This is a genomic window from Streptomyces sp. NBC_00019 (assembly GCF_045041015.1).
Taxonomy (GTDB): domain Bacteria; phylum Actinomycetota; class Actinomycetes; order Streptomycetales; family Streptomycetaceae; genus Streptomyces.
The window spans coordinates 324,444-348,235 of sequence record NZ_CP108303.1; the positions used below are offsets into that span (position 1 = coordinate 324,444).

The window sequence follows — 23,792 nt, forward strand, 5'->3', positions numbered from 1 at the left end:
CAGGAGCGCTCACGCGGCCGTCACCACCTTGCTGCCGTCGGTCAGTCCCTTGCCGCTGACCTCGACCAGACCGCCCGCGAACATGCCCGTCGTCACCGCGATGAGAGTGCCGTCCGGGCGTTGCAGGGCGTATCCGCCCTCCCGCAGGGCGACCAACGCGCTCACCGGGACGGCGAGGACACCCTTGCGTGTGGTCGTGTCGAACCTGACCTGCACCGCCGCCGCGTCCAGGTGTCGTACGTCCGCCGCCCGGTCCGGTACGACGCTCACGTCGATGGTGGCCGGTCCGGCCTGCTGCGTGGCGTCCTGTGCGGTGCCGCCCTGGACGGTGCGTCCGAGCGTCGTGACCGTGCCGCGGATCGTCCTGCCGTCGGGCAGGGTGACCTCCGCCTTGCTGCCGGCCTTGATGGTCCCCACGTCGGTGGCCTCGACCGGCACGGTGACGGACTTGGCGGCCGCGGTGTAGGTGAGCAGCGAGGCGTCGGCCGCGTCGCCGGGCTGTGCCTCGACCGTGTCGACGCGCACCGTGCCGGGCAGGACGGCGGCGCGGCCGGGGACGAGGGTGCCCGTGGCGTCCTGCCCGGTGTCGTGCTGCCACCGCTTGAGTGCCGCGGCGAGGGCAGGGGTGAACTCCTCGCCCTCACCGGGGCCTTCGGGGGTGACGGCGGGACCGGTGTCGTAGCCGAGTGCCCGGAGGTTGTCCGCGAGCACGCTCACGTCGTTGCCGCGCACCCCCGTCTTGGCCAGGGTGCGGAAGAACGGCGTGCCGCCGAAGAAGACGGGGACGGGCCGGTCGTCGATCCGGTACAGGGCCTTGCCCCTGGCCGCGCGGGCGCCCGGCTTCGGCACCTGGGTGACGATGCCCTGGCCGGTGCCCTTCAGGACGTGTGATCTGCCGAAGCCGAGCGTGCCCGGCAGCGTGCGGCTGTCGGCGAGGTCGGTCCTGGCGACCGTGACCGTCCGCACCCGGAGGGGGACGGTGGCCTTGGTGTCCTGGCCCGCATGTGTGTGGCTCCACACCACCGTGCCGGCGCCCGTGGCGCCGACGACCAGCAGGGTGCTCAGCGCGACGGCGACCCTACTGCGTCTTGCCACCGAAGGCCTCCGTGGTGCAGCTCTTGTCGACCTGGTTCTCCTGGGCCTGGCTCATCGTGTTGTCGCCGTCGTACGTCCAGCCGGAGTTGTCGGGCAGCGCGATGACCTTGAGCCCTTTCCGGTTCAGGCATTTCACGTACGCCCGGTAGTCGTCGTCGTAGTGCGGATTCCTTGTCCGGTCCAACTCGGGTGGCTGCAGTGCGAGTTTGCCGATGCAGGCCTTTTGTGCGGCCTTGGCCGTGGGGCTCTGGTCCGTGTCGTCGATGGAGTCCGGGCCGCGTACCGGGAGCATCTTGTGCCCGTGGTCCTTCAGACAGGTGGCGTAGATGTGCCAGTAGTGGTTCCGCTCCTCCTCCGAGCTGTCGAGACGCAGTTGGGGGCGGCCGTCGGCGGCGGACGGCGCGGCGCTCGTACTCGCCTTGCCGACCGGGGCATCGCTCTGCAGGGAGGCCACGTCCCGCTGCGTCGAGCCGTTGCCGTCGGAGCCGCCCGAACCGCCGCAGCCGGTGAGCAGGAGGGCACCCGACAGGAGGACGACCGCGCCGAGCACACGGCTGCGGCGGGAATTCTCGGGGTGGGTCATGGGCGCCATGGTCCGCGCCGTGTGTCGGGAAGTCGTCAGGAACCCTTGCCGGTCCGGTCCGTTCGGGCTTCGACCGGCGCCCGATGACCGGACGCCCCACCGGCTGCCGCGACTCAGCGACGGGAACGGCGTCCGCACCGTTCGCCGACAGGATCCTGACCTTGCCTGCCTACGCTCCCGCCCATGCCGAAGACTTCTAGCCGCGCAGACGGCTGCCAGAACTGGACCCGCAGGTACACGCGACGCCAAGTCGCCCTGACAGCAGCGGCGTTGGCCGCGGGCATCGCACTGTCCGTGCCCGCCGGGCCCGCCGCCGCAGCTCCGGGCGGCACAGGCGGCGTCGCCACCCACCCGCAGGCGGTCACCGCGGCGCAACAGCGGGCCGTGCTGGACTACTGGACCGCGGAGCGCATCGCGGCCCTCACCGAGCCGTCCTCCGACAACCCGCCGAAGAGCGGCCCGGACGGTGCGCCGTGGACCGGTTCCGACACCCTGAGCCGGACGGTGGGCAGGCTCTTCTTCACCGACCACGGCGAGGACGCCAGTTGCACCGCCACCGTCGTCACGAGCGCCAACCGCAGCACCGTGGTGACGGCCGGGCACTGCGTGAACAGTACGGACCTGCTCGGCGAGAACAATCAGTGGACGACGAACGTGATGTTCGTGCCGGGCTACCGTGACGGCCGTGCGCCGTACGGGAAGTTCGTCGGCAGGCTGGGCGTGGCCGATGCCACCTGGCTGCAGTACGACGCGATCGACTCGCTGCGGTTCGACGGCTACGACCAGGCGTTCGTGGTCCTCAACACCGACGGCAAGGGCCGCAAGGTACAGGACGCGGTCGGCGCCGCCCAGCGCATCGGTTTCGACCGGCCGGGCGACCGGAAGGTGTACGAGTTCGGCTATCCGCGGTCCGCCTCCGACCCGGCGAGGGAGGGACTGCCCGAGTACACCGGCGCCCGGCTCGCCTTCTGCACGGGGCCGACCCGCGAGGACCCCGGCACGCCCGACTTCCCCGAACCCAGGGGCGAATGGGGCAGCGCCTGCGTGATGGGCGGTGGCTCCAGCGGCGGTCCCCGCATCGCCGCCTTCGACCCGGCGACCGGCCTCGGCACGGTCGTCGGCGACAACACCCACAGTGCCTTCTTCACTCCCGCAGGTGGAGTCTGCGACGACTCCGAGGCCCCCAACTGCAGCCGCTACCTCGTCGGCCCGCAGTTCACCTCCGCGATCACCCGCCCCCTCTACCAGGCCGCCCAGCACGCGACCTGACTGCACGGCGGCCGCAAACTCCACAAGCCGACGCCTCCTCCGCGACCATCGGACGCCGTGCCGGTCCACCTCCCCCGTGTGCGCGGGGCTGGGCTGCCCAGCCAGGTACCGCGTACCGCTGATCCCTGGACAAAGTGTGCGGCGAGACGCAGGCTCGTCGGCATGAACAACACATCCAACCTGCTCGGCGGCAAGGTCGCCTTCGTCACCGGTGCCGGGCGGGGCATCGGCGCCGCCGCGGCCCGGCTGTTCGCCCGGGAAGGAGCCCGCCTCCTCCTCGCGTCCCGCACGGAGTCCCAGCTCAAGGCGGTCACCGAGGAGATCCGGGCGGCCGGCGGCACCGTGGACTACGTGACCTGCGATCTGGCCGACCCGCAGAGCATCCATGCCGCCGTCGACCGGGCCGTCGCGCTGTACGGCCGTCTCGACATCGCCTTCAACAACGGCGCCATGGGCCAGCCGCCCGGACCGATGGATCAGCTGTCGGAGGCCGACTTCGACCAGGTCTGCGCCGTCAACCTCAAGGGCCCGTGGCTGGCCATGAAGGCCGAGATCGCTGCGATCCGTGCCACCGCAGGGACAGGCGCGATCGTCAACAACTCCAGCGTCGGCAGCCTGGTGCCCAACCCTGCCCTGCCCGCCTACGGCGCCACGAAGGCGGCGCTCAACCACATCACCGCCTCGGCCGCCGCCACCTACGGCCCGGAAGGCATCCGCGTCAACGCGATCGCCCCCGGCACCACGCTCACCGAGATGCTGTACGAGTGGGACGAACGGTCGCCGGGCACCATCGACAGGCTCAACACCCGGACCGCACTGGGCCGTGCCGCCAACCCCGAAGAGATCGCCGAGGCGGCGGCCTGGCTCCTGAGCGATCGAGCCTCCTACGTCACCGGCGCCGTGCTCCGCGTCGACGGCGGCAGGCTCTCCTGAACCCACCCTGGACCTGGCAGGCGGATCATGGCGGCGTCGCGGGCCCCGGGAGGCAGCTCTCACCGCAGCCGATCCTGATCCGCCGGGCAGGACACTAGCCGGGCAGCCTCAGCGAGAAGACCGACCCCTCGCCCGGCACGCTCGACGCGTGCGCGCTGCCGCCGTGCGCCTCGGCGAGTTTGCGGACGATGGACAGGCCAAGACCGCTTCCCCCGCTCTGCCGGCTGCGTGACTTCTCTGCCCGCCAGAAACGGTCGAAGACCTTGGGCAGGTCCTCGCCGCTGATGCCGGATCCGGTGTCCTCGACGCTGAACACCACCTCGGCGCCCTCCCTGTGGGTGGACAGGGTGACCGTGCCCCCGGCAGGCGTGTGCCTCAGGGCGTTGGACACGAGGTTCCCGACCGCCTGCCGCAGTCGCACCGGATCGGCGTACAGGGAAGGCACCTGGCCGGGCCGCACCCGCAGCTCCAAACCCGCGGAGCCGGCGTTGCCCTGATGAGCGCGGGCCACCTGGGCGAGCAGGGCGGCCGCGTCGACGTCCTCCGGGTGGAGCTCGAGCGCGCCGGCGTCGGCCGCCGCGAGGTCGCGCAGGTCGTCGATGATGTGCTGAAGGAGCATCGCCTCCTCCAGCAGCGAGGAGATGACGTTCTCGTCCGCGGGTACGACGCCGTCCTCGACGGCCTCCAGCCAGCCCCGGACGTTGCTGAGCGGCGCACGCAGTTCATGGGCGACGTCGCTCATCAACGCCCTGCGCATTTCCTCCAGTTCCTGGCGCCTGCTCGACATCAGGTTGAACGCCGCGGCGAGCCTGCCGAACTCGTCGTCGCCGGCCACCTCGACGCGCGCGCTCTGATCGCCCTCTGCCATCCGCCGGGCCGCGCCGGTCAGGGCACGCAGCGGCCTGACCATGCGGGTGCCGGCGACGAAGGTGACCGTCACGGTGATCAGCAGTACCGCGACGGTGACGCCGGTGATCCTCATGCGGTTGGCGTCGGAGAGGTCGAAGAACGTGGTGATCTTCTGGTCGGGTGCGGCGGCGAAGAGCAGTGCGGGTGGCGCGACGTAGGGGTCGAGTTGGCCACGCCGGGCAGTGGAGAGACAGGTCGCCACCGAACGGGAGTCGGGAGCGCCGCGGGCGGTGGAGGGGGTCCAGGTCAGGTCGTCGGCGAGCTGCACCGGCGGGGCATGGCGGTCGGTGAGGCAGTCGTTGACGAGCCGGCTCAGCTGAGCGAGCGCCCTACTCTCCGTGGGGGTGCGCCTGAGAAGGGCGTCCAGCCCGCAGCGGTCACCCGTCTCCAGGACGTGGCCTCCTACCTCGACCTCCGTCCGCCCGTTCGGCGTCCGTGTGACCGCGACGTCCTGCGGCGGTCCTGAGGCGCGCAGACAGGTCGCGACCCAGGACGCCGCGGCCGCCACTGCGGCCCTTTCCCGGCCGGTCAACCGGAAAGGGCCGACGGCGCGCGGATCGATGCGGTCAAAGAGCGTGCCGCCGGCGCGGCGGGCGAGTGCGGTGTCCACGGCCAGCGCGTCGACGGTCGCCGACGCCGTCGAGGGCAGCGATCCCGCCGGCCTACGGCCTTCTTCCCCGGAGTCCGCCAGCAGGTGACGGGCCTCGTCGGTCAGTGTGATGCGGCGGCCGGTCTGCCGCGACAGGGCCCCGATCGTCGGCCCGACGCCACTCCAGTCCGGGTGCGTGGCCGCGAAGCCGACGAGGGTGTCGTAGATCCGCGCGTCGTCGGCGAGGACCTGGCCGCGCTCATGCCCGATGGCGACGGCGGTGAGGCTGACGACGAGCCAGGCCGTCGCGACGATCGAGCACAGGGAGACCAGCGCGGACAGCCCCAGCAGCCGTGACCGCAGCCTTCTGCGCAGCGGTATGTCACCTCGCACGGGAACCGGTCTCGCCGTCGGACGGATCCACGGTACGGACATCGGCGGCCTTGTATCCGACGCCGTAGACCGTGAGCAGCAGCTCGGGCCGGGTGGGATCGCGCTCGATCTTGCGGCGCAGGTTCATGACGTGGCCGTCGACCGTGCGGGTCGTGACATAGCGGTCGATGCCGTGCAGGTGTTCCAGTATCTGTTTCCGGGTGAACACCCGGCCCGGAGCCGATGCCAGCACCTCGAGCACACGGAACTCGCCGGGAGTGCACTCGGTCAGCCGTCCCTCCACCCGGACCTCGAACCGGGCTGGGTCGACCACGAGCGAGCCCACGACGAGCACGGGTTCATCCTGCGGGGCGGCCCCGGCACCGGGAGCGGCCGATGGGCCGGCCCGCCTCAGCAGGGTACGGACGCGGGCGACCAGTTCGCGCGGGCTGAAGGGCTTGGTCATGTAGTCGTCCGCGCCGAGGTCGAGGGCGAGCAACAGGTCGTCCTCCTCCGCACGCGCGGTGAGCATCAGGACCGGCACTTCGGATTCCCTTCGCAGCACCCGGCACACGTCCAGCCCGTCTGTGCGGGGCATCATCCAGTCCAGCACGACGAGATCGGGCATCCGCCGCCGGATCGTGTCCAGGGCGGCCCGCCCGTCGTGGACGACACCGACCGAATGGCCTTCTCTCTCCAGATAGCGGCGGATGAGATCGGCCTGTTTGGGGTCGTCGTCGGCGAGCACAACATACGCACACATGTGTCCATCCTAGAAACCTGTGGTCGGCTCAGACCCAGGTGTCGAGCCACATCCTGGTGTGCCAGTCGGCGTACGGGATCGTCTGCCCGGTGTAGATAGGGAAGAAGTAGATGAAGTTCCAGGCGATGAGCAGCACCAGCACACCTGCGGCCACCGCACCTTGGGTGCGGCGCTGGTGAGTTGCCCCCGGCGGACCCGGCAGTGCTCCCAGCATCATCGTCACGGCCAGGCACAGGTACGGCACGAAGGCGACCGCGTAGAAGGAGAAGATGGTGCGGTCCTGGTACAGGAACCAGGGCAGATAACCGGCGCCCACCGCGCACAGGACGGCGCCGGAGCGCCAGTCGCGGCGCAGCGCCCACCGGTAGAGCAGATACACGAGGGCGCAGCAGGCCGACCACCACAGGAGCGGTGTGCCCAGGGCGAGGATCGCCTGGGAGCAGTCGACGGCCGTGTGGCAGCCGTCCTTCCCGGGTTTCGGCGATTCGTAGTGGAACAGCACAGGACGGCCCAGGACCAGCCAACTCCAGGGATTCGAATCGTACTTGTGCGGGGTGTGCAGCCCCACGTTGAACTCGTAGACGCCGTACTCGTAGTGCCACAGGCTGCGCAGCGGGCCCGGGATCCACGACCAGGTGCCGCCGCGGCCGTCCGCCCAGTGGCGTCCGTAGCCGTTGTCGGACAGGAGCCAGCCGGTCCATGTGACCAGATACGTCACGACGGCGACCGGAACGAGGGACAGCACCGACCAGCCGAAGTCCTTGCGCAGCACGGCGCGGTAGGGATGCCGCGCCCCTGCTACGCGGCGGGCGCCGACGTTCCACAGCAGGGTGAGGACCACGAAGAAGGCGAGGAAGTACAGGCCGTTCCATTTGGTGGAGGCCGCCAGTCCCAGGAAGAGGCCGGCGGCGAGCCTCCAGGGCCGTAGGCCCGTCCCGGCACGGTCGCCGGCGTGAGCGTCCGGCCGTATGCGGCCGTCGTGGTCGGCCGGCAGGGCTGCCGCGAGCCGGGCCCGTGCGTGGTCCCGGTCGATGAGCAGGCAGCCGAACGCCGCCAGGACGAAGAACATGACGACGAGGTCGAGCAGAGCGGTGCGGCTCATGACGTAGTGCAGACCGTCCACCGCCATCAGCGCCCCGGCCAGGCAGCCCAGCAGCGTCGAACGGAACAGACGGCGTCCGATGCGGCACAGCATCAGCACCGACAGCGTGCCGAGGACCGCCGTCATGAAGCGCCAGCCGAACGGAGTGAGACCGAACATCCACTCGCCGAGGGCGATCACCCACTTGCCCGTCGGCGGGTGCGCGACGAAGGACCCGGTGTCGGAGAGCGATATCATCTGCGGGTCGGCCAGGAGCTGCGGGTCGGCGATCTTACGGTCCGGCCAGGTGCCCTCGTAGCCCAGCCGGAGCAGGGACCAGGCGTCCTTGGCGTAGTACGTCTCGTCGAACACGACCGCCCGCGGGCTGCCCAGACGCCAAAAGCGCGGCACCCCGGCAAACAACGCCACGAGCAGCGGCCCGCCCCATCCCGACCAGCGCGCCAACCGGCCCGCCGCCACCGGGGACAGCCCGAGCGCACGCCACCGCCGAGGGTCGGGTTCGGGAAACGGCACGACCAGGCGGTCCCGCACGGACAGATGCGAACGCTCCACATACCCGAAACGGCGCAGCCGCTGCTCCCAGGAGACCGCCTGGGGCTGTGCCGCCTGCTGAGGTTCGTCGTCCAACGCGGGCGCGCTCTCTTGCATCACGTGGTGTGCTCTCACTGATCGGGGCCCCCGGAACCTGGCCAAGTGGCTGCCTGGGGGGGGGTCGAGCTTCGAGTCGGCATAGGCACCCCCCCGGCGGTGGAGGCGGGGTGGGCCGTCGACGGTATGGTCGCCGACTCGGCGGAGGTGACGGGGCGGGGTTGAGGACGTTGGGCCCGCCTTGGGCGAAAGCGCCCGCCAGAAGCAGCAGGCCGACGCCACCGATGTGTCCGCGGATCAGTTCGCCAGGAGGTGGGCGCGGCCGAACAGGGACGCGGCGGCTCGCGCCGTCGGCGTGCCGGAGTCCAGATCTGCGCCGGCCTGCCGCAGTACCACCACCACGTCGTCCGCGCCCTTGAACAGGGCGCCGGCGATGGGGGCCTGGTCCCGGGCGTTGCGCTGGTCCGGGTCGGCGCCGAGCCGGAGCAGGGCCCGCACGGTGTCGGCGTGGCCGTGATAGGCGGCGAGCATGAGGAGGGTGTTGCCGGCTGTGTCGCTCGCGTTCACCGGGAGGCCGTGTGCCACGAACTCCAGCAGCTGATCCGTGTTGCCCTCCCGCGCCAGGTGCAGGGCGATGGTCACGACACGTCGGGTCTGCTCAGTGGTCAGACCGCCGCTGTTCATACGTACCTTCTCCTGGTCCCCGGTGTCCGGGTTCTGCCCGGCGTGGACGTGTTCCTTGTCGACGCCGGGCAGGGAGTGTGGCGTCCCGCGTGCTTCGTCCGGCCACCGGGGTCAGAGGTTGCCGGCCGCCAGGGCCTCGGTCGCCTTGCGGACGCCTTCGCCGTAGGCCGGGTCGGCCTGGGTGCAGTGGGCGATGTGCCGTTCTACGGTCTGCTGTGAGGCGCCGTTGATCGCGCGTGCCGTGTTCTCGAAGAGGGCTTGCCGCTGCTCGGGGCTCATCAGGCGGAACAGGTTGCCAGGCTGCTCGAAGTAGTTGTCGTCGTCCGTACGGAAGTCGAACCGGTCGGCGACAGCGCCCACAGCCTGGCTCGGCTCACGGTAGGCGGGCTGTTCCTGCCAGCGTCCGTAGGAGTTGGGCTCGATGCCCGGAGCGGATCCCTGGTTGCCGTCGACGCGCATGCTGCCGTCGCGGTGGTAGGAGTTCACCGGGTTCCTCGAGGCATTGACGGGGATCTGGTGGTGGTTCACACCGAGGCGGTAGCGCTGGGCGTCGCCGTAGGAGAAGAGGCGGCCCTGCAGCATCCGGTCGGGGGAGAAGCCGATGCCCGGAACCACGTTCGCCGGGCTGAAGGCGGCCTGCTCGACGTCCGCGAAGTAGTTGGCGGGGTTGCGGTTGAGCTCCCACTCACCGACCTCGATCAGCGGGTAGTCCTTCTTCGACCAGATCTTGGTGAGGTCGAAGGGGTGGAAGCGATAGTTCTCCGCGTCGGCTTCCGGCATGACCTGGATGAACAGCTTCCACTTCGGGAGGTCGCCGTTCTCGATCGCCTCGAAGAGGTCGCGCTGGTGGGACTCGCGGTCCTTGCCGATGAGGGACTCGGCCTCGGCATCGGTGAGGTTCTTGATCCCCTGCTGGGTGCGGTGGTGGAACTTGACCCAGAACCGTTCGCCCTCGGCGTTGACCAGGCTGTAGGTGTGGGAACCGAAGCCGTGCATATGCCGGTACGAGGCGGGGATGCCCCGGTCGGACATCACGATGGTGACCTGGTGCAGGGCCTCGGGGAGGTGGGTCCAGAAGTCCCAGTTGTTCTCGGGGTCGCGGAGGTTGGTGCGGGGGTCGCGCTTCACCGCGTGGTTGAGGTCGGGGAACTTCAGCGGGTCGCGGAAGAAGAACACGGGTGTGTTGTTTCCGACCAGGTCCCAGTTGCCCTCGTCCGTGTAGAACTTCAGGGCGAAGCCGCGGATGTCACGCTCGGCGTCGGCGGCGCCGCGCTCGCCCGCGACGGTGGAGAACCGGGCGAACATGGCGGTCTTCTTGCCGATCTCGGAGAAGATCTTCGCGCTTGTGTACCGCGTGATGTCGTGGGTCACCGTGAAGGTGCCGAACGCGCCCGAGCCCTTGGCGTGCATGCGGCGCTCCGGGATCACTTCGCGGTCGAAGTGGGCGAGTTTCTCCAGGAACCACACGTCCTGTAGGAGCATCGGGCCACGCGGACCGGATGTGAGAGAGTTCTGGTTGTCGGGAACCGGTGCGCCGGCAGCCGTCGTCAACGGCTTCTGGTTGGTCTCGGGCAAAGCTCGCTCCTCGGTGAGTGGTTCCTTGCCTGTGTTCAAGGCATGGCGGTCCTGGTCAGTCGGGTGTCCGTCCACGGAGCTCTGCGGCTCGTACCGGAAGACATCCTATGTTGGAACATATCTACGTCAAGGTGCGATCCAGGGACACACATGTTCCCAAAACGATCCGCCCTCGCCACCCGGCGGAGTCACACGTGGTAGCAGCCTATTCGGTGTGAGCGCGGTCTCACCGGCTGCCGCCGCCTCCTTGGTGTGGATGTCGACGCAGAAACCGCAGCCGCTGAGCTGGCCGACTCGCAGCTCTGGCGCTGCGTGCGGTTGCACTGGACGAACACATGACGCCGACGTCCCTGTCCTTGTGACGGCGCGGTGATGTGGCGTGCGTCATCGGCCATGGGGCGCTACAAACACCGTGCCCCGCCGCACGCAAGCCACGCCCCGGGACACGAACCCCCGGCGCCGGCTCACGGACGCGACGCCGAGGCAGGCCGCGCCTGCGAGGAGACGTTCAACAAAACCCCGCCTCTCCGGCCTGGCCCGCCTGAACAGGGGTCTTGTGCAACACATTTCAACGCACCACACGTTCACGGCCGAGTAGTTGACTTCCATCGAGTCCCGGCCGGCGACGGGATAGACGGCGAATGCGGTGACGGTGGGCTGGTTTCCGCCTGTCATCGGTTTCCTTGAGGGGAGGCGGGTCAGATGGCGAGGGCGTCCAGGGCGTGTTCGACGGCGAGTACGCCGCCCAGGCCGAGGATCGCGAGCACGGTCGTGTACGTGGTGCGTGCCTTGATCGCGTCCAGGACCGACAGGTTGAAGTACTCCTTGAACATCCAAAAGCCCGGGTCGTTGACGTGGCTGAAGGCGATGGAGCCGCAGGAGACGGCCAGCACCATGAGCTCGGGGTGGACGCCGTTGCCCGCGACGAGCGGGGCCACGACACCGGCGGCCGTGACGACGGCGACCGTCGCGGACCCCAGCGCGATGCGCAGGATCGCGGCGATGAGCCAGGCCAGGATGATCGGCGAGATGTTCCAGCCGTCCGTGAAGTCCTTGATGTAGTCGGCGATCCCGCCCTCGACGAGGACCCCCTTGTAGGCGCCGCCGGCGCCGATGACCAGAAGGATCATTGCCATGGACTTGGCCGCCGAGACGCAGGAGGCACTCACCTCCTCCAAGCTGCGGCCGATGCGCGGGCCGAAGGCCCACATGGCCAGGCACAGGGTCAGCAGCAGGGCGATGGGGGGCGAGCCGATGAAGTCGACGGCGTGCAGGACCGGGTTCTTGTCGTCGGAGACCGACATGTCGGCCACGGCGGCTCCCGCGATCAGCACGATGGGGACCAGGGAGACGAACAGGGACCAGCCCATGCCCGGCATCTCATCGTCTTCGAACACCTTCTCGGTGACCAGCCCTTGGGGGATCGTGGGGTCCATCCGCCGGATGAACGGCAGACGCGGCCACACCAGCGCGATGCCCGCGCCGATGGGTACGGCGAAGAAGAGACCGTAGAGGAGGGTGTGGCCCACGGATGCGTGGAAGGTGGCGGCGACGGCGGTGGGGCCGGGGTGGGGCGGCAGGAAGCTGTGCATCGTGGACAGGGCGATCGACATCGGAAGGCCCACCCACAGCAGGTTCTTGCGGGTGACCCGGACGATGGTGAAGGCGACCGGCACGATGATGACGAAGGCGACCTCGTAGAACATCGTCACGCCGATGAGCATGGCGGTGATGACCATGGCGACCTGGACGTAGCGCGGGCCGAAGGCGCCGATGAGCCGGCTGGCTATGCGCTGGGCGGCGCCCGAGTCGCCCATGACGCGGCCGAGCATAGCGCCGAGTCCGATGACGAGCAGGGTGTCGCCGATCTGGTCGCCGACTCCCTCACCGAGGACGTCACCGATCTCCGCGGACGGAATCCCCTGGACCAGGGCGACCCCGACGGCCACGAGGAGGAGAGCGACGAGACCGTTGAGTTTCAGTCTGGTCATGAGGAACAGCAGGACCAGCACGCTGATTCCGACGACGACAAGAGGCATGGATCAGTTCCCCTTTGAACTGTGCGCAGATGACGACCGCCACCCGTCCGGCGAGCGGCGGTCGTCTGTCGTGGTGAGGTGGGGGCGAAACGGCCGGGCGGGATGCCCTGGCCGGTATGAGGCTCAGCGAAGGGCGAGGTGTCGCCGGGCGCCCCGCCGGGGGTGGTTCAGCGGGTGGCTCCGACCAGGGCCAGGCCCGTCTCCAGGAGCTTTTCCAGCTCGCCGAGGTCGTGCGGGCCGGGATCGGTGAGCGGGGCCCGGACCGGGCCGACCGGCCTGCCGCGCAGCCGGGCGGCGGCCTTGACGAGGGAGACCGCGTAGCCCGGTACCCGGTCGCGCAGTTCGACCAGGGGGACGTAGAAGTCGCGCAGCAGGTGGTCGACGGTGCTGTCGTCGCCGTTCTTCAGGGCGGCGAAGAACGCGTCCGCGATCTCGGGGGCGAAGGCGTGGACCGCCGAGGAGTACGCGGGGACGCCGACCGTGGCGTAGGCGCGGGCCTGGATCTCCGCGGTGGCGGCACCGTTGAAGAAGAGCAGGTGGTCGGGGGCGGCGAGGGTGAGGCGCTGGAGCCGGTCCAGATCGCTGTGGCCATCCTTGAGACCGATGACCGTGGGCAGCTGCGCGATGCGGTGCAGGCTCTCGACACTGAAGGCGACCTGGTCGCGTTGGTAGACGATGAGCGGGATGCCGGTGCCCGTGGCGATCCGGCGCACCTGCTCGACCAGGCCCTCCTGCGGGGCTTTGAGCAGGTAGTGGGGGAGTACCAACGCGGCGTCCGCGCCGGCTTCTTCCGCGATCCGGGCGAAGCGCAGGGCCTGGGCCCAGCCGTAGCCGATGCCGGCGACGACGGGTATGCGGCCGTCGGCCACCTCCACGGCGATCGTGACGACCTGGCGGTACTCGTCCTCGTCCAGCGCGCTGAACTCGCCCGTGCCGCAGGCGGGGAAGACCGCGCCGGGATGGGTGGCCAGCTGGCCCTCCAAGTAGGCGCGGTAGCCGTCCGGGTCGAGGCTGCCGTCGTCTGTGAAGCTGGTCAGCGGGAAGGACAGCACACCGCGCGCCATGCCGTCCCGCAGGCGTCGGGCAGCGTCTTGGGCCGCCACGTTCAGTGACATGAATTTATCTCCATGTATATGAACTCCATCTACATATGAGGATGGAGTTAGGGTTATGCACATGCCTGGTCAATGGCTGCGAGGCACCTGGTACGGCGCCTAGGGCCGCGTGCCCACCTCGTGCACCGCCTGCGTCCAGGCGCGGGACTGCTCGCTGAGGGTGATGCCGAGGCCGGGGCGCGACGACAGGTGCATCCGGCCGCCGCTGATCCGGAGCCGCTCGTTGAACAGCGGCTCCAGCCAGTCAAAGTGCTCCACCCACGGCTCGTGCGGATAGGCGGCGGCCAGGTGCAGGTGGATCTCCATGGCGAAGTGGGGTGCGAGTTGCAGGTGTTGGTGCTCGGCGAGCGCCGCCAGCCGGAGGAACTGCGTGATGCCGCCGATGCGGGGCGCGTCCGGCTGGATGATGTCCACCGCGTTGTGGCGCAGCAGTTCCTGGTGCTCGGCCACGCTCGCCAGCATCTCGCCCGAGGCGACCGGCGTGTCCAGCGAAGCGGCGAGAGCGGCGTGCCCCTGGGCGTCGTACGCGTCGAGCGGCTCCTCGATCCAGACCAGACCGAACTCCTCCAGGGCGCGCCCCATGCGCTGCGCGGTGGGCCGGTCCCACTGCTGGTTGGCGTCGACCATCAACGGCACGTCGTTCCCGAGGTGCTCGCGTACGGCGGTCACCCGGCGCAGGTCCGCCTTGCCGTCGGGCTGGCCGACCTTGATCTTGATGCCGCCGATGCCGCCGGCCAGGGAGACGGTGGCGTTCTCCAGGACCTGCTCGGTCGGCGTGTGCAGGAAGCCGCCGGAGGTGTTGTAGCAGCGCACGGAGTCACGGTGGGCGCCCAGCAGCTTGGCGAGGGGCAGGCCGGCGCGCTTGGCCTTGAGGTCCCACAGGGCGATGTCGAAGGCGGCGACGGCCTGGGTGGCGAGGCCGCTGCGGCCGACCGAGGCGCCCGCCCACACCAGCTTCGTCCAGATCCTGGCGATGTCGCTGGGATCCTCGCCGATCAGGGCGGGGGCGATCTCCTTGGCGTGTGCGAACTGACCGGGGCCGCCCGCGCGCTTGGAGTAGCTGAACCCGACACCCTCGTGGCCCTGCTCGGTGCCGACCTCGACGAAGAGGAAGACGACCTCAGTCATAGGTGTCTGGCGCCCCGTCAACACCTTGGCGTCGCTCACCGGCGTGGCCAGCGGAAGGGTGACCGACGACACCTTGAGCCAGGAGATCCGGTCCCGCGTGGCCTCGCCCTGGTGTGTGACATGCGGCGTCGTGTTCATCGTACTCACCACTCGAAGCTCCGGTGCCTTGCAGGGTTGGTTGCCCCTTGAAGCTAGGACTACGGAGAATTCCCGTCTAACTCAAAATTTGCATACGTTGATACCTGGAGAACATCGTTGTTCACACTTACGCAACTCACGAGTTTCGTGGCCGTAGCGGAGGAGCTGCATTTCACGCGCGCGGCCCAGCGGCTGAGGATGACCCAGCCCCCGCTGAGCAGGCAGATACGGCAGCTGGAGCACGACCTCGGCGCTCAGCTGCTCAACCGTACGAACAAATCGGTGCAACTGACGCCCGCGGGCCGGGCCTTCCTGGCCGAGGCACGCAGCATCCTGCGCCACTCCGAGCACGCCGCACTCGCCGTCCGGCAGGTGTCGACGGGGGAGGCGGGCAGCATCACCGTCGGGTTCACCGCGGCCAGCGCCCACTCCGTGCTCGGCACCCTGCTGAGCACCGCCCGCGAGACGATGCCCCGCGCGGAGATCGTCCTGCGGGAGATGATCACCCGGGACCAGCTCGCCTCGCTCGCCGGCAACAGCCTCGACCTCGGACTCGTCCGCCCCTCGGCCATCGGCCCCGACCTGGTGTCCACACCCGCGGTGAAGGAACGGCTGGTCGCCGCGTTGCCGTCGGCACACAAACTGACGAGACGTCAAGGAGCGCTCCGCGTCACGGACTTCGAGGGCCAGGAACTGCTGATGTACTCACCCGTCGAGGCCCGCTACTTTCACGAACTGCTCATCAGCGTCTTCCGGTCCGCCCATGTCACACCTGTCTACTCCCAGTACCTGAGCCAGGTCCACAGCATCCTCGCGCTCGTCAATGTCGGACTGGGTGTGGCTCTGGTGCCGGAGGCCGCCGCGCAGCTGCGTTACCCCGAGGTCGTCTTCAAACCGCTCGAACTGTCCACGCCCGCACCCGTGGAACTCGACCTGGTGTGGCGCCGCACCAACGACGCCCCGGCGCTGCACGCGTTGCTCGCACGTCTGCGGGAGCGGATGCCGTGAACCGGCCGGCAACGAGCACGTAGCTGTAGCTGTAGTCGGAACTGTGCCGCTCCGCTGCCTGTCCAGAGCCGCTCGGCCGGTTCAGTTCACCAGCGCGGCGGTCACCCGCCGGACGATCTCGCGGCGCTCCTCACGGTCGTTGATGTCCACCACCGCCAACACCTCGGGATTGGCCGCCTCCCACAGCATCGCGATGTGAATCACCAGGGTCAGCAGCACCCGGGCCTCGAACCGGGTGGAGACCACGCCCTTGGCCTGCGCCGCGGCGATGGCCGCGCTCCTGTTGCGGACGTCTTCCACTCCCTGCTCGTTGATCGTCTCGTCCCGCTCCATGCGCTGCCAGGTGATCAGCCGGGGAAACTCCGGATACGCGGCGTAGATGTCACTCAGGTGTGCCGCCACCTCGGGGAGGTCCTCCGCATTGCGGGGCAGGTTCGCGATGATGTGCTCGACCAGGCCGTTCCATACCGCTTCGAACAGTCCGGACTTGTTCTTGAAGTAGTGGTAGATCTGCGCCTTGTTGCACTGTGCGGCGGCGGCGATGCGGTCGACGCGGGCGCCGTTGAGCCCGTACGCGGCGAACTCGGCCCGACCGGCCGCGATGAGTCGTTGCTTGGTGGCTTCGGCGTCGCGCTGCATGCGCCGAGCGTAGCGCAGCTCCTAACTAACCGTTTACTTGACAGCCCTCTTGCTCCGGAGTCTAATCAACTAACCGGGTAGTTGATTAGACGCCACAGAACCTCGAGTCCCGCCCACAGCGACAAGGGCCGCAGCACTCATCGGCACGGGGCCCGTGGCGTGGGGGCCCGCGGTGAGGGAGCTGGAACGTGGAATCAGTCATGACGATGGTCGGCCGGGACGGTGAGCAGACGCAGCTGTCCGCGTTCGTACAAGCCAGCGAGGGAGAGTGCCTAGCCCTCACTGGCGAGCCGGGAGTCGGCAAGACCACCCTGCTGAACTACGCGGCAGGAAGGGCGGCCCAGGCAGGCCACCTCGTGATCCGGGCCACGGGAGTCGAGACGGAGTCCGGGCTGCCCTACGCCGGGCTGCACCAGCTGCTCCACCCGTTGATCTGCGACGCCTCGCAACCGGCCACCGACATCGGCGCGGAGTTCGACACCGTCTTCGGCCAGACCGAGGGCACACCTCCGTCAGCCATGACCCTCGGCTTGGCGGTGCTCCGCCTGCTGTCGTCGGCCGCGTCGAAACGGCCCCTGCTGCTGGTCCTCGACGACGCTCACTGGCTGGACGACGCCAGCGCCGCGGTATGCGGATTCGTGGCCCGCCGACTGTCCGGCACCCCGATGAAGCTGCTGGTGGCCGAACGCAGCGACGTCGCTGCGCGCTTCCCTGCCGTCGCGCCGAGGCAGACACCAGTCACCCCACTTGCGGCGGACGACGCCGCGCTCCTGCTGGACCGGTACCGCCCGGCGTTGAGCAAGCAGGTCCGCCGACTCGTGCTGAGCCAGGCCCAGGGCAACCCGCTGGCGCTACTGGAACTGCCTGCCCACCTCGCCGGCCACGACGGTGACCGCCTGCCGGAGGAGCTGCTCGGCCGGCCCGGCGAACCACTGCCCACGCGACTGCAACACATCTACGGCACGCGCATCGCGGCCTTGGCCGACAGCGTGCGCGCGGAACTGCTGAAAGGCGCTCTCGACGGAGCGGGAGCCGGGCCGGGCTACGGCGTGCCCCCGTCCCCGCGGTACCGCATGCACGATGTCGAGGAGGCGGTGGCGTGCGGTCTGCTGGTGGACGAACCGGCCACCGGCGAGCTCGCCTTCCGGCATCCCCTCGTACGCACGAGTGTCGTGCGGTCGGCCACCCCCAACCAGCGCCACGCCGCCCATCAAGCGCTGGCACGGACCCACCGGGAGGACCTCGACCGGCGCGCCGCACACTTGGCGGCGGCCACGGTCGACCCCGACGAGGAGGTGGCCGCGGTCCTGGAGGCGGCGGCCGAGTCGGCGACCCGGCGTGGCGCTGCCCTCACGGCTGCGACCTGGCTGACCCGGGCCGCCGAGCTCAGCGGCCATCGCGCCGACCGGCTCCGGCGACTGGACGACGCGGCGGTCGTCGCAGGGCATGTGGCCCGGCTCGGCCAGGAGCACAGGTTCGTGCAGACCGGCCTCGCAACCGGGGCCGACCGGGCCCGCGACGAGCTGCGGGCCACCGGAACTCGGCCCCGTGCGTCAGTGCGCGCCCCGCTGGCGCTGACGCCGCAGGAGCGGGAGATAGCCGCCCTGGCGGCCAGCGGCATGACGAACGAGGAGATCGCCGCGCGAACGCGGCTGTCGCCACGCACCGTCAGCACCCGTCTCTACCGCATCTTCCCCGTGCTGGGCGTCACGTCGCGGAGCGCGCTCCGTGATGCTCTGGCCCGGCTGGACGGGGTATCACCAGCGGTGATCCGGTGACAGCGCGGCGGTGACCGGCGACGGTCGTTCACCGCGGAAAGAGTTCGGAGAGGGTTCGGAGAGAGTAGCCACGAACTGAAGATTGGACTTGACGATCCAGTTTTGAGGACCCATTATTGGACTATGAAGTCCAGTTATAACCCTTCCGGCACCCCTACGGCGAGCCCTTCCGCCACCTCGCGTGGTGCCGGCGCAGTGCTGGTGATTCTCTCGGTCTGCTCGGTGTCCTACGCGCTGGTGCAGTCGATGGTGAACCCGGCGCTGGAAGCCCTGCGCGACCAGGTCCACACCGACCAGCTCGGCGTCAGCTGGGTGCTCACGGCGTTTCTCCTGGCGAGCGCCGTGTTGACTCCTATCCTCGGCCGGCTCGGCGACCAGATGGGCAAACGCCGCATCCTGGTCGCCGTCCTGTTGCTCCTGACGATCGGAAGCGTGGTCGCGGCGCTGGCGACCAGCCTGCCCGTCCTGGTCGTCGGACGCGTGCTGCAAGGAGCGGGCGGCGCCACCCTGCCGTTGGCCTTCAGCGTCGTCCGCGACCTGCTGCCCCGCGAGCAGGTCGGTGCGAAGATCGGCATGATCGCGGCGGTCAGCGCCGTGGGCGGAGCCATCGGCCTGGTGGTCACCGGCCCGATCATCGACGGACTCGGTGTGCCGTGGCTGTTCTGGCTGCCCGCCATCGCCAACGGGATCATGGCCCTCTTCGTGCTCCTCCTCGTTCCCGAGACCGGCACTTCGGCCGGGGGCCGGATGAACTGGCCGGCCGGCGTCATGCTCTCCGCCACGCTCGTCCTCCTGCTGCTGCCGCTCAGCCTGGGGCAGGACTGGGGCTGGGGATCGGCCAGGACCATGGGGCTGTTCGCCGCCGCGGTGGTGGCCGGAGCGATGTGGGTGACCATCGAGTCGCGCTCCAGGTTCCCGTTGATCGACATGACCGTGTTCCGGATACGTCCGGTGTGGACGGCTAATCTCGCGTCGTTCCTCTTCGGAGTCACCCTGTACTCCGCGCTCGGTTTCATCCCCGTCTTCCTCCAGACGCCGGCCAGTACCGGCTACGGACTTGGTGAGTCCGTCACCGTGTCCGGTCTGCTCTTCCTCCCGGTGATGGCCTCCCAGTTCGTCGGCGGCCTCGCCGCCGGGCCCCTCGCCAGGAGGATGCCGGCGAAGGTGCTGCTCGTCATCGGTACCCTGCCGACCATCATCGGCTTCCTCCTGCTGGCGCTGCTGCACAACAGCGCCTGGCTGGTCTCCCTCGCGGCCGCGATCGCCGGTCTGGGCTTCGGAATCGGCCTCGCGGCGCTGTCCGCGGCGGTCGTCCACGCCGTTCCCGCCGAACACACCGGCGCGGCAACCGGGATGAACGCCAACATCCGCACGATCGGAGGCGCCGTGGGCGCTGCCGCCGTCGCTGCCATCCTCGCGTCGCACACGACCACCGGCGGCTTCCCCAGCGAGGACGGGTTCACCATGGCCTTCCTGCTCCTGGCCCTGGCCGGAGTGGTCGGGCTCATCTCCTGTCTGCTCATCCCGACCGGCTCGGGGAGCCCGGCGCCCGAGCAGACGACCGTGGAACACAGCGGCTCCCGGCCCGTCACCCGGCCGGAACGCGACCTCGCCTGAGCCTGCCGACGAGGCGTGCGGCCGGTTGCCCGACGGCATCCGTCCGCATCCGACGACGAACAGACACACACCACACACCACACACCCAGGGAGTGTTCGATCATGACCACAGCCACCGACACCCGACCCATTGAGAATCTGATCGCCGAGTACGCGGAACTGGTCGACACCGGCGATCTGGCCGGCATGGGCCGGCTCTTCACCGAGGGTGTCTTCATCGGGAGCGACGGCACCCGGCACGAAGGCAGCGAGGCCGTCGAGAAGATGCTGCGGGACCGCACGATCGTCCACGGTGACGGCACGCTGCGCACGCACCACGTCACCACCAACATCCGCATCGAAGTCGACGAGGAGACCGACACGGCCACAGGCCGTTCCTACCTGACGATCTTCCAGGAGGCCGCCGGACTGCCGCTGCAGCCGATCGCGGCCGGCCGGTACCGTGACCGCTTTGTGCGGCGGGACGGCACCTGGCGATTCGCCGAACGCCGCATCCACATCCACCTGGTGGGCGACACCAGCTACCACATGAGCTGACCCGGCGTCACGCCCCTGTCGGCAGAGGTGTCTTCACGCAAGGACGAGATACATACACGTAACCCTGCTACGAACATGTCTCGCGAACGCAGTCCGCTCGTCACCTGCTTGACGGGTGACTGAAGGTGCGCAATGATCGCCATGTGTGAACGGGTCACCAGCTTAACCGGTGTCGGTGCGCCAGGCGTGCCAGGTGTGTCAGCCAGGGTGTCTCCGTCGCCCCGTCCTCGCTCGGCCGTCAGTTGCCGACTCTTCAGCACCGAGACAGGGAGTTCCCCACATGAATCCGACCGGAGACACCAACCCGACCACCACAGGCCGTCGCCGGTTCCTGGGTCTCGCCGCGGGTGCCGCCGCCGCCACTCAACTCGGCCTGCCCGGCCAGGCGCAGGCGGCGACGGGCGGGACGGCAGCGGCGGGCCCCACGTCGGTGACAGGCGCCTCCTTCGGCTCCGCCCGGCCGATCCCTGGAGTCCGTCCCTTCCGCATCAGGGTTCCGCAGCGGGAGATCAGCGACCTTCGGCGCCGGCTGCGGGCCATACGCTGGCCGGACCGCGAGACCGTCGGCAACCGGGCTCAGGGCGCCCAGTTGGCGAAGGTCCGCCCGCTGGTCGAGCACTGGGCGACCGGGTACGACTGGCGCAAGGTCGAGGCGAGGCTCAACGCGCTGCCGCAGTTCATCACCGAGATCGACGGGGTGGACATCCAGTTCGCCCACATCCGTTCACCGCACCCCGATGCCCTGCCGATGCTCATGACGCACGGCTGGCCGGGCTCGATCATCGAGCTCCTGAAGGTCATCGACCCGCTCACGAACCCGACGGCCCACGGCGGACGTGCCGAGGACGCCTTCCACCTCGTCCTGCCGACGCTGCCCGGGCACGGTTTCTCCGGCAAGCCGACGTCGACCGGGTGGAACCCGGCCCGCATGGCGACCGCCCTCCACCAGCTCATGCTCCGGCTCGGGTATCAGCAGTACGTCTCCCAGGGCGGCGACCACGGCTCGATCATCGCTCAGATCCAGGCCACACAGCGGCTGAAGGGGCTGCTCGGCATCCACATCAACATGCCGGGCACCGTGCCCCCGGACGTCCTGCGCCACCTGCGCAACTTCGATGCCGCGCCCTCGAACCTGTCCGCTCGCGAGAAGGTTGCCTATGACCGGCTGCTGCACTTCTACCGCGACGGTTTCGGCTACGCGGCGATGATGAACGAGAGTCCGCAGACCATCGGTTACGCCCTCGCCGACTCGCCCCTCGCGATGGCGGCGTACTACTACGACAAGATCGCGGAGTGGACCGACTCCGGCGGTGAGCCCGAGAAGGTCCTCACCTACGACGAGATGCTCGACGCCATCTCGCTGTACTGGCTGACCAACACCGGGGCGTCGTCCTCCCGGCTGTACTGGGAAGGCACCCAGGCCGGCGGCGGCCCGTTCAACGCGCGCGACATCCCCGACGTCCCGGTGGCGGTCACGGTGTTCCCGGCCGAGATCTACCCCGCGCCGCGGAGCTGGGGCGAGCGGGCCTACGGCAACCTCATCCACTGGAACGAGGTCGACAGGGGAGGCCACTTCGCCGCCTGGGAGCAACCGCAACTCCTGTCCCAGGAACTGCGCACGGCCTTCAGGCCACTGCGGGGCTGAGACCGGGCGTGTGTGCTCGCCCGGGGAATCGGCCTGTGTGTGTCGCTCATGGCGAGGATGTGTCAGTGGTACAGGAACCGGCCGCGTCCGGGCCGGGGCCGTTTCGAGATACGTGTGAGACATACATACTGGCCGGATGAACACCTCAGCCGCTTCCGGCGCCTTCGAGTCCGCACCGCCGTCCGCGTCCCCCTCACAGCCCCTGCCCACCGAATCCTCCAACCTGGTGAGAAGGGCACGAGAACTGGTTCCCCTGCTGCGTGAGCACGCCGGCGAAGCCGACCGCAGCGGGCGGCTGCCGGAGACCGTCGCGGCGGCACTGCGCGACGCGGGATTCCTGAGCCTCCAAGTGCCACGCGCCCTCAAAGGGCCCGGCGCGGACTTCCGTACCGCCTTCGAGGTGTACACCGAGTTGGGGCGTGGCTGTGGCTCCAGTGGCTGGCTCGCGATGGTGCTGTCCGGCGGTTCGTACATGACCGCGCTCCTCGGTGAGCAGGCACGTCAGGAGATATGGGGTGTGGATCCCGGGGCGGTCGTCGCCAGCAGGCTGCCCGCCGCCGGCACCGGGCGGGTCGTGGACGGGGGCCTGATGGTCTCCGGTCGGTGGTGGCCCACCTCGGGTGTTCACCACTCCGAGTGGGCGATGGTCGCGGTGGCGACCGACGCCGACGCGGACCTCGCCCTGGCCGTGGTTCCGACGGCGGCGGGATCGACTGAGCAGACGTGGGAGGTGACGGGCCTGCGCGCCACCGGCAGCGACACGATCGCCTTCGACGAGGTGTTCGTTCCGGAACACCGGGTGCTCTCGCTGACCCGGATGGTGGTCGGCGGCTGCGCGCAGGACCATCCGGACGAGCCCCTGTGCGCGGCGGCCGTGGTTCCGGCCCTGACCGTGACGCTCGTGGCACCCCTGCTCGGGATGGGCCTGGCGGCTCTGGAACACGCGCAGGACCAGCTGGCCGCTCCGGCCCGGCGGGCCGAGTCGACCAGTGTGCAGCACGCCGTGGCCGACGCCGCGTCCCTGATCGACTCCGCGCGGCTGCTCCTGATGCGAGCCCTGGACGACGTGGAGACGGGCATCGCGCGACGAGCCCAGCCCGACAAGCTCGTGCAGGCACGCATCCAGATGGACGCGGCGATGGCAGCGCGCAACCTCCGTGAAGCCGTCCGACACCTCCTGACGGCCCTCGGCAGCGCGAGCTTCTCGACGGCCGGGCCGGTCCAGCGGATCTGGCGGGACATGGAGGTCGCGCTGTCCCACTCGAACCTCGCCCCGGACCCGAACCGCGAGGCCTACGGCCAGGCGCTCCTCGGCGTCACGGCGGAGGGAACGGGCTGACGGACACTGCGGGGCGCGCGGGCGACATCGCCCGACAAGGAGTCGAGGCGTGCGCCAGGTTCGGCCTGCGGGTCTCGTCCGACCCGGCCATTTGGCTCAACCCGCTGCCGCCGCGGGCGTGGCTCGGCCTTCGGGTACGGACACCCCGCACCAGAGGCCTTCGCGGCAGGATCGGAGCAGCGCAGCTGAGTCACACACGTGCCGGAACGCGATGACACACCCTGCGAGCGGGAGGTGCGAGGGGAGAAATGCGGTCGCAAGATTGAGTCATTAGACGGATACCCGGACATGTCCGCTCACGCGATTCTGTACAGGCCAGGGCGACACTTCGCCGCCCATATCTCAGC

20 protein-coding genes are annotated in these 23,792 nt (G+C 69.5%); 8 read left to right on the plus strand and 12 right to left on the minus strand.

What is annotated here, in order from left to right; all coding sequences use genetic code 11:
• Positions 1–9: 9 nt before the first annotated feature.
• Positions 10–1,095, minus strand: coding sequence for a hypothetical protein (locus tag OHU89_RS54085; protein ID WP_331737718.1), 1,086 nt, complete (start codon positions 1,093–1,095; stop codon positions 10–12).
• Positions 1,079–1,678: a hypothetical protein gene (locus tag OHU89_RS54090; RefSeq protein WP_331737720.1), complete on the minus strand. Its 600-nt coding sequence runs from the start codon at positions 1,676–1,678 to the stop codon at positions 1,079–1,081. Before OHU89_RS54090 ends, OHU89_RS54085 begins: the two co-directional genes overlap by 17 nt.
• Before the next feature lie 183 nt (positions 1,679–1,861).
• On the opposite strand from OHU89_RS54090, the gene OHU89_RS54095 reads away from it, so the two are divergent.
• On the plus strand, positions 1,862–2,947 hold the full coding sequence (locus OHU89_RS54095; RefSeq protein WP_331737722.1) for a hypothetical protein: 1,086 nt from the start codon (positions 1,862–1,864) through the stop codon (positions 2,945–2,947).
• A gap of 162 nt (positions 2,948–3,109) precedes the next feature.
• The gene (locus OHU89_RS54100; RefSeq protein WP_331737724.1) at positions 3,110–3,880 is read left to right on the plus strand and encodes a glucose 1-dehydrogenase; all 771 of its coding nucleotides are present in this window, start codon (positions 3,110–3,112) and stop codon (positions 3,878–3,880) included.
• Positions 3,881–3,974: 94 nt separating this feature from the next.
• On the opposite strand, the gene OHU89_RS54105 is transcribed toward OHU89_RS54100, so the two are convergent.
• From OHU89_RS54105 to OHU89_RS54145, 9 genes are all read right to left on the minus strand, one after another.
• A complete protein-coding gene (locus OHU89_RS54105) occupies positions 3,975–5,771 on the minus strand; it encodes a HAMP domain-containing sensor histidine kinase (protein WP_331737726.1) in 1,797 nt (598 codons plus the stop codon).
• A complete protein-coding gene (locus tag OHU89_RS54110) occupies positions 5,761–6,513 on the minus strand; it encodes a response regulator transcription factor (protein WP_331737727.1) in 753 nt (250 codons plus the stop codon). Before OHU89_RS54110 ends, OHU89_RS54105 begins: the two co-directional genes overlap by 11 nt.
• A 28-nt stretch (positions 6,514–6,541) precedes the next feature.
• A complete protein-coding gene (locus OHU89_RS54115; protein WP_331737728.1) occupies positions 6,542–8,263 on the minus strand; it encodes a phospholipid carrier-dependent glycosyltransferase in 1,722 nt (573 codons plus the stop codon).
• A gap of 237 nt (positions 8,264–8,500) precedes the next feature.
• The gene (locus OHU89_RS54120; protein WP_331737730.1) at positions 8,501–8,887 is read right to left on the minus strand and encodes an ankyrin repeat domain-containing protein; all 387 of its coding nucleotides are present in this window, start codon (positions 8,885–8,887) and stop codon (positions 8,501–8,503) included.
• Positions 8,888–8,998: 111 nt separating this feature from the next.
• Positions 8,999–10,462: a catalase gene (locus OHU89_RS54125; RefSeq protein ID WP_331737811.1), complete on the minus strand. Its 1,464-nt coding sequence runs from the start codon at positions 10,460–10,462 to the stop codon at positions 8,999–9,001.
• Between the two features lie 126 nt (positions 10,463–10,588).
• Positions 10,589–10,786 (minus strand): carboxymuconolactone decarboxylase family protein, encoded by a 198-nt coding sequence (locus OHU89_RS54130; RefSeq protein WP_405655305.1) that lies wholly within the window; start codon positions 10,784–10,786, stop codon positions 10,589–10,591.
• Between the two features lie 374 nt (positions 10,787–11,160).
• Positions 11,161–12,501, minus strand: coding sequence for a gluconate:H+ symporter (locus OHU89_RS54135; RefSeq protein WP_331737732.1), 1,341 nt, complete (start codon positions 12,499–12,501; stop codon positions 11,161–11,163).
• Positions 12,502–12,668: 167 nt separating this feature from the next.
• Positions 12,669–13,616 (minus strand): 5-dehydro-4-deoxyglucarate dehydratase, encoded by a 948-nt coding sequence (locus OHU89_RS54140; RefSeq protein ID WP_331737733.1) that lies wholly within the window; start codon positions 13,614–13,616, stop codon positions 12,669–12,671.
• A 99-nt stretch (positions 13,617–13,715) separates the two neighbouring features.
• The gene (locus OHU89_RS54145; RefSeq protein WP_331737735.1) at positions 13,716–14,882 is read right to left on the minus strand and encodes an L-talarate/galactarate dehydratase; all 1,167 of its coding nucleotides are present in this window, start codon (positions 14,880–14,882) and stop codon (positions 13,716–13,718) included.
• Between the two features lie 117 nt (positions 14,883–14,999).
• On the opposite strand from OHU89_RS54145, the gene OHU89_RS54150 reads away from it, so the two are divergent.
• A complete protein-coding gene (locus OHU89_RS54150; RefSeq protein WP_331737736.1) occupies positions 15,000–15,890 on the plus strand; it encodes a LysR substrate-binding domain-containing protein in 891 nt (296 codons plus the stop codon).
• Positions 15,891–15,971: 81 nt separating this feature from the next.
• On the opposite strand, the gene OHU89_RS54155 is transcribed toward OHU89_RS54150, so the two are convergent.
• Entirely contained in the window at positions 15,972–16,529 is a 558-nt protein-coding gene (locus tag OHU89_RS54155) for a TetR family transcriptional regulator (protein ID WP_331737737.1), read from the minus strand.
• Between the two features lie 188 nt (positions 16,530–16,717).
• Between OHU89_RS54155 and OHU89_RS54160 the strand changes: the two genes are divergently transcribed.
• The 5 genes from OHU89_RS54160 (at position 16,718) to OHU89_RS54180 (ending at position 23,445) form a co-directional block, all read left to right on the plus strand.
• Complete coding sequence (locus OHU89_RS54160) at positions 16,718–18,307, plus strand: AAA family ATPase (RefSeq protein WP_331737738.1); 1,590 nt, start codon at positions 16,718–16,720, stop codon at positions 18,305–18,307.
• Between the two features lie 195 nt (positions 18,308–18,502).
• Positions 18,503–19,924: an MFS transporter gene (locus OHU89_RS54165; protein WP_331737740.1), complete on the plus strand. Its 1,422-nt coding sequence runs from the start codon at positions 18,503–18,505 to the stop codon at positions 19,922–19,924.
• Between the two features lie 102 nt (positions 19,925–20,026).
• Complete coding sequence (locus OHU89_RS54170; RefSeq protein ID WP_331737741.1) at positions 20,027–20,461, plus strand: nuclear transport factor 2 family protein; 435 nt, start codon at positions 20,027–20,029, stop codon at positions 20,459–20,461.
• A gap of 280 nt (positions 20,462–20,741) precedes the next feature.
• Positions 20,742–22,106, plus strand: a complete 1,365-nt coding sequence (locus OHU89_RS54175; RefSeq protein WP_331737742.1) for an epoxide hydrolase — start codon at positions 20,742–20,744, stop codon at positions 22,104–22,106.
• A 136-nt stretch (positions 22,107–22,242) separates the two neighbouring features.
• The gene (locus tag OHU89_RS54180; protein ID WP_331737743.1) at positions 22,243–23,445 is read left to right on the plus strand and encodes an acyl-CoA dehydrogenase family protein; all 1,203 of its coding nucleotides are present in this window, start codon (positions 22,243–22,245) and stop codon (positions 23,443–23,445) included.
• Positions 23,446–23,792: the final 347 nt, after the last annotated feature.